Annotated in this window: 5 protein-coding genes; all 5 read right to left on the bottom strand. The window is 72.6% G+C overall.

What is annotated here, in order from left to right:
* A partial coding sequence (locus ACJA3G_RS29575) for a serine/threonine-protein kinase (protein WP_406556104.1) occupies nucleotides 1-847 on the bottom strand: 847 nt, incomplete at its 3' end.
* Nucleotides 848-1,026: 179 nt separating this feature from the next.
* Nucleotides 1,027-2,064 carry a serine/threonine-protein kinase gene (locus ACJA3G_RS29570; protein ID WP_406556103.1) on the bottom strand — a complete coding sequence of 346 codons (1,038 nt, stop codon included), beginning with the start codon at nucleotides 2,062-2,064 and terminating at the stop codon, nucleotides 1,027-1,029.
* Between the two features lie 66 nt (nucleotides 2,065-2,130).
* Nucleotides 2,131-3,387 carry a glycosyltransferase 87 family protein gene (locus tag ACJA3G_RS29565; RefSeq protein WP_406556102.1) on the bottom strand — a complete coding sequence of 419 codons (1,257 nt, stop codon included), beginning with the start codon at nucleotides 3,385-3,387 and terminating at the stop codon, nucleotides 2,131-2,133.
* 69 nt (nucleotides 3,388-3,456) lie between these two features.
* Complete coding sequence (locus tag ACJA3G_RS29560) at nucleotides 3,457-4,263, bottom strand: ABC transporter ATP-binding protein (RefSeq protein WP_406556101.1); 807 nt, start codon at nucleotides 4,261-4,263, stop codon at nucleotides 3,457-3,459.
* Nucleotides 4,256-5,122, bottom strand: coding sequence for an ABC transporter permease (locus ACJA3G_RS29555; protein ID WP_406556105.1), 867 nt, complete (start codon nucleotides 5,120-5,122; stop codon nucleotides 4,256-4,258). Before ACJA3G_RS29555 ends, ACJA3G_RS29560 begins: the two co-directional genes overlap by 8 nt.
* Between the last annotated feature and the right edge of the window lie 33 nt (nucleotides 5,123-5,155).

Raw genomic sequence — 5,155 nt, 5'->3', positions numbered from 1 at the left:
GGGGCTGCGCGGGGGTGGGCTTCGGCGGCGTCGCGGCGGCCTGCTCGCTGCGGGCGATCTCCGCCGCCACCGCCGGGGGCAGCCACCCCTCGAAGTCGCGCAGGGCGCGCCCCGACGCCTGCTCGCAGAGCGGGGCGAGGTCGGCCGGGGTGATGCGCTGCGCCGGATCGGCGGTCAGCGTGCACTCCAGCAGGGGGCGCAGCTCCGCCGGGTAGCCGCTCAGGTCCGGCGGCCGGTGCGCGGAGTTGGCGATCTGCGCCGCCACGGTGATGGCGCCACCGTCGCCGTACGGGTGGCGTCCGGTGGCCGCGACCGCCGCGATCAGACCGAGCGAGAACACGTCGGTTGCGGGCGTGAGGGGCTCGCCCAGCGCGTGCTCGGGCGACATGTACTGCGGCGTGCCGATCATGCCGCCGCTCGCGGTGAGCTGGGTGGCGTCGGCGGCGCGCGCGATACCGAAGTCGATCACATAGGGGCCGCCGGAGCCGATCAGGACGTTGCTGGGCTTCAGATCGCGGTGGATCACCCCCGCGGCGTGGACGGCGGTCAGTGCCTGGGCCGCACAGCCGACGAGCTGGAAGACGGCCGCCAGGGGGAGCGGGCCGAACGAGGTCAGCGCGTCGTGCAGGGAGAGGCCCGGCACGTACTGGGTGGCGAGCCAGGGCTGGGCGCCGCTGGTGTCGTGGTCCACCACCGGAACGATGTGGTAGCCCTGCACCCGGCGGGCGGCCTGCACCTCCTGCTCGAAGCGGCGCCGGAAGTCGGCGTCCTGGCCGTACTCCCTGCGGATCACCTTGAGCGCGACGGGCTGTCCGCCGCGGGTGTGCGAAAGGTAGACCGTGCCCATGCCGCCTTCGCCGATACGGGCGAGGAGCTGGTAGCCGGCGGTCTCGCGCGGGTCCTCGGGTCCCAGTGGCCTGAGTGTTTCACCGGATCTGCTGATGGTTCCTCCCCCGGTCGCGGCACCCGACGTGCCGTCAACTGCTGCTGCGGGCGCAGAGCCTACGCGCGCGGCAGCCGCCGGTACTACTCAGCTCCCGAACGCCTGGTCCCCCGCACCCGCCGGATGAATTCGGCCGCGTCGGCGTCGCGCACGGTGAGCGGCGCGGTCGGGGGCACCGCCGGGACCGTCGGCGCGTCCGGCAGCGCGATCCGCAGCCGGGCCGCCGCCTCGGTCGCGGCGATCGCGGCCAGGTGCGGCGCGGGCAGCCAGTCCGCGAAGTCCAGCGGTCCGCGGCCGGACAGCCGACGGCACAGCGACGCCAACTCGGCCGCGCCGGGCCGCTCTTCGGGCCGGGCGGCCAGACAGAGCCGCAGCACCCCGCGCAGCGGCTCGGGGTACGGAGCGAGGTCGGGCGGCTCGCGGTCGGTGCCCGCGATGCGCGCGGCGACGGCGAGGGCGCTGCCCCTTCCGTAGGGATGCTGCCCCGTGGCGGCGAGGCCGGCGAGCAGCCCGAGGGCGAACACGTCGGCCGCGGGGGTGAGTTCGCGTCCGAGGGCGTGCTCGGGCGACATGTACTTCGGGGTGCCCACCAGCCGTCCGGTGGTGGTGAGCCGGACCGCCCCGGCGGCCCTGGCTATGCCGAAGTCGAGCAGCCACGGCCCGTCGGCGGCGAGCAGCAGGTTGCCGGGCTTCACATCGCGGTGGATCACCCCGGCGTGGTGCACGGAGTCCAGCGCGCGGGCCGCGCAGGCGAGCAGGTGCAGCACGGCTCCGGGAGGCAGCGGTCCGTGCTCCTCAAGGGCGTCGTCCAGCGGGACGCCCGGGATGTAGCGGGTGGCGAGCCAGGGGCGGGGGCCCTGCGCCGAGTGGTCCAGGACGGGGGCGACATGCGCCCCGTACACCCGCTGGGCGGCTTCGACCTCGCGTGCGAAGCGGCGGCGGAACTCCTCGTTCTCCGCGTACTCCCTGCGGATCAGTTTCAGGGCCACCGGCTGGCTGCCCCGGGTGCGGGAGAGGTAGGCCGTGCCCATGCCGCCCTCGCCTATGCGGGCTTCCAGGACATAGCCGGAGACCTGGCGCGGGTCGTCCGCGCGCAGCGGCGGAAAAAGGGTGCCTGGCACCTCGATCCCCCTTCCCCCAGGGCCTCTTGCGGTGTGGCCGAGGCCTTCGTGCCGATGGGAAGGAGACTATCGCGGCCCACTGACAACGGGCCCCGCGGTCGTCGCGGTCCACAGCCTGCGGCACGAGAGCAGCGCGGCGCCGAGCAGCAGCGCGTTGCGCAGGACCATCAGCGAGGTGCCGACCGTGGTCCCGGCCATGACCTGGTCGTACAGGGTCGGGAAGGCGAGGGCGCTCAGGGCGGCGGCGGGCAGCATCAGGAGCGCGACGGGCCGCTGGCTGGTCTGCCGGGAGGCCAGGCACACGGCGGCCAGACCGAGCAGCCAGACCAGGTACTGCGGGCTGATCACCCGGCTGGTCACGGTGAAGAGCAGGACCGCGCACAGCGCCGCGTCCGCCGGGGTGGCCGCCGTCCAGCGGCGCGCCCGGAGCCGCCACAGCAGCAGCCAGCAGAAGGCGAGCACGGTCAGGGCGAGGGCGAGCCGGGCCACGGAGGGGACGTACGGGCCGGTGAACTCCATGGCGCCGTACCGGTAGACGACCCGGCCCGGCCAGTGCGCGAGGAGGTGGGCGAGCTGGAGGCCGGTGCCGCCGAGGGACTCGATCTGCACGCCCCGGCTGCCCTGCTGGCGCAGGAAGTCCAGGGTGTGGCTGAAGCCGAGGGCGAGGACGGCGAGCAGGGCGGTGGCCGCGCCGAGCGCCGCCGTCCATGACGCGCGCGTGGCGCGACCGCGCGGGGTGCCGATCAGGGTCAGCGCGGGCCACACCTTGACCAGCGCGCCGACCCCGGCGAGCGCCCCGCCCAGGCGCGGTCTGCGCCGTACGCAGAGCAGGGCGGCCACGGCCGGGGCGGTGACCAGGACGTCGTAGCGTCCGTAAGGAAGGTGGAGCAGCAGCGGCAGGCCGCCCACCCACGTCCAGGCCCCCGCCGCGCTGCCGCCGGGCCGTGACCCGGCTCGTACGAGTGCGACGGCGATCAGCGCGTCGGCGGCCAGGGTGAGGGCCACGAACGCCTGGAAGAAGGTGAGGAACGGCAGCAGCGCGGGCGCGAGGATGACCGCTCCCGCGCCCGGCGGGTACTGCCAGGTGGGGTCGCCGTACGGGAAGTGGCCGGCGGTCAGCTGCCCGTACCACTGGCGGTACAGGACGTACACCTCGCCGCTCACCCCGCCGACGCCGAGGGAGTCGTCGACGAGGAGGAAGAGCATCAGCGCGCGCGTGGCGAGCCAGGTGGCGGCGAGGGCGGCGTACCGGATGCGGCGGTCCGCCTCGCCCGGGCCGCGGGCGAGGGAAGGGGCGGGGACAGGCAGCTGCTGGGTCGTCATCGCCCAGGAGTTTAGTCCGGTTTGGGATATTTATTCGTATCGGTGTGACCCTATTTTTTCCGGTTGTGCTTATTTTTTCCCGGTGTGCTCCTCGTACGCCGCGACGACCTCGTCGGCCGGACCGTCCATCCGCAGGACGCCCGACTCCAGCCAGATGGCCCGGTCGCAGGTCTGCTTGATGGTGCCGTTGCTGTGGCTGACCAGGAAGACCGTGCCCGCCTCGGCGCGCAGCTCCTCGATCCGCTCCTGGCTGCGCCGCTGGAAGCGGGCGTCACCGGTGGAGAGCGCCTCGTCGATCAGCAGGACGTCGTGGGACTTGGCGGCGGCGATGGAGAACCGCAGACGGGCGCCCATGCCGGAGGAGTAGGTGCGCATCGGGAGCGAGATGAAGTCGCCCTTCTCGTTGATCCCGGAGAACTCGACGATGTCGTCGTAGCGGTCCCGGACCTCTTCGCGGGACATGCCCATGGCGAGACCGCCGAGGGTGACGTTGCGCTCCCCGGTGAGGTCGTTCATCAGCGCCGCGTTGACGCCGAGCAGGGAGGGCTGGCCCTGGGTGAAGATCCGGCCCCGCGCGGTCGGGAGCAGGCCCGCGACGGCCTTCAGGAGGGTCGACTTGCCCGAGCCGTTGGAGCCGATCAGACCGATCGCCTCACCCTTGCGGGCGACGAAGCTGACGCCCTTGACGGCGTGCACCTCGCGGATGCCCGGGACGGTCCTTCGGGAGGCGATCCGGCTGAGCGCGGAGGTCGCGCTGCCCCTTCCCTTGGTGGAGCCGCCGTTCACCTTGTAGACGATGTGGACGTCGTCGGCGATCACGGTGGGAGCGCCGAGCGCGGCGGGGGCGCCGGTCACGGCGGGAGTGCTGTCAGCCACGGCCGTACTTCTCCTCTGCCTTCCAGAAGTAGATGAACCCGGCGACCAGGGCGAGGAGCGCCCAGCCGCCCGCGACGGCCCACACGTGCGCCGGGAGCTGCTTCGCCTTGAAGCTGTGGATCAGGGCGAAGCGCATCAGGTCGATGTAGACGGCCGCCGGGTTGTACTGGAGGACCTTCACCAGGCCGTGCGGCAGCGAGCTGCGGGTCATCAGCTGCGGCAGGCTCCACATGACGCCCGAGACGTACATCCAGGTGCGCAGGACGAACGGCATCAGCTGCGACACGTCCGGGGTCTTGCTGGCGACCCGGGCCATGGCGAGCGAGAGGCCGGTGTTGAACATCGCCTGAAGGATCAGCGCGGGCACGGCGATCAGCCAGGAGAGGGCCGGGTAGACACCGACGGCGAGAAGGATCATGGCGAGCGCGGCGATGGAGAACAGCAGTTGCTGGAGCTGCTGGAGCGCGAGCGCGATGGGCAGGGACGCGCGCGGGAAGTGCAGGGCGCGCACCAGCCCCATGTTGCCGGTGATCGCGCGCGTGCCCGACATGATCGAGTTGGCGGTGAACGTCCACACGAAGACACCGGTGACCAGGAACGGGATGTAGTCCGGGACGCCCTGCTTGGTGCCCATCAGGATGCCGAAGATGAAGTAGTAGACCGTCGCGTTGAGCAGCGGGGTCATCAACTGCCAGATCTGGCCGAGCTTCGCCTCGCTGTACTGCGCGGTGAGCTTGGCGGTGGCGAACGCCGAGATGAAGTGGCGGCGCTCCCAGAGCTGGTGGACGTACTCCTTCAGCGTCGGCCGGGCGCCGCTCACCGTCAGGCCGTACTTGGCGGCCAGTTCGGCGGCGCCCAGGCCCTGGTCGGGGTCGGCGGGCCGGGTGTCCTG

It is taken from the genome of Streptomyces sp. YS-3, assembly GCF_045257485.1.
In the GTDB taxonomy this organism is placed as follows: Bacteria; Actinomycetota; Actinomycetes; order Streptomycetales; family Streptomycetaceae; genus Streptomyces.
Note: the sequence above shows the minus strand (reverse complement) of the source record. Positions and strands in the feature narration are given on the sequence as shown.

Coding starts and splice junctions, on each gene's coding strand:
- ACJA3G_RS29565 (WP_406556102.1), bottom strand. CDS start 3,387: ATGACGACCCAGCAGCTGCCTGTCCCCGCCCCTTCCCTCGCCCGCGGC.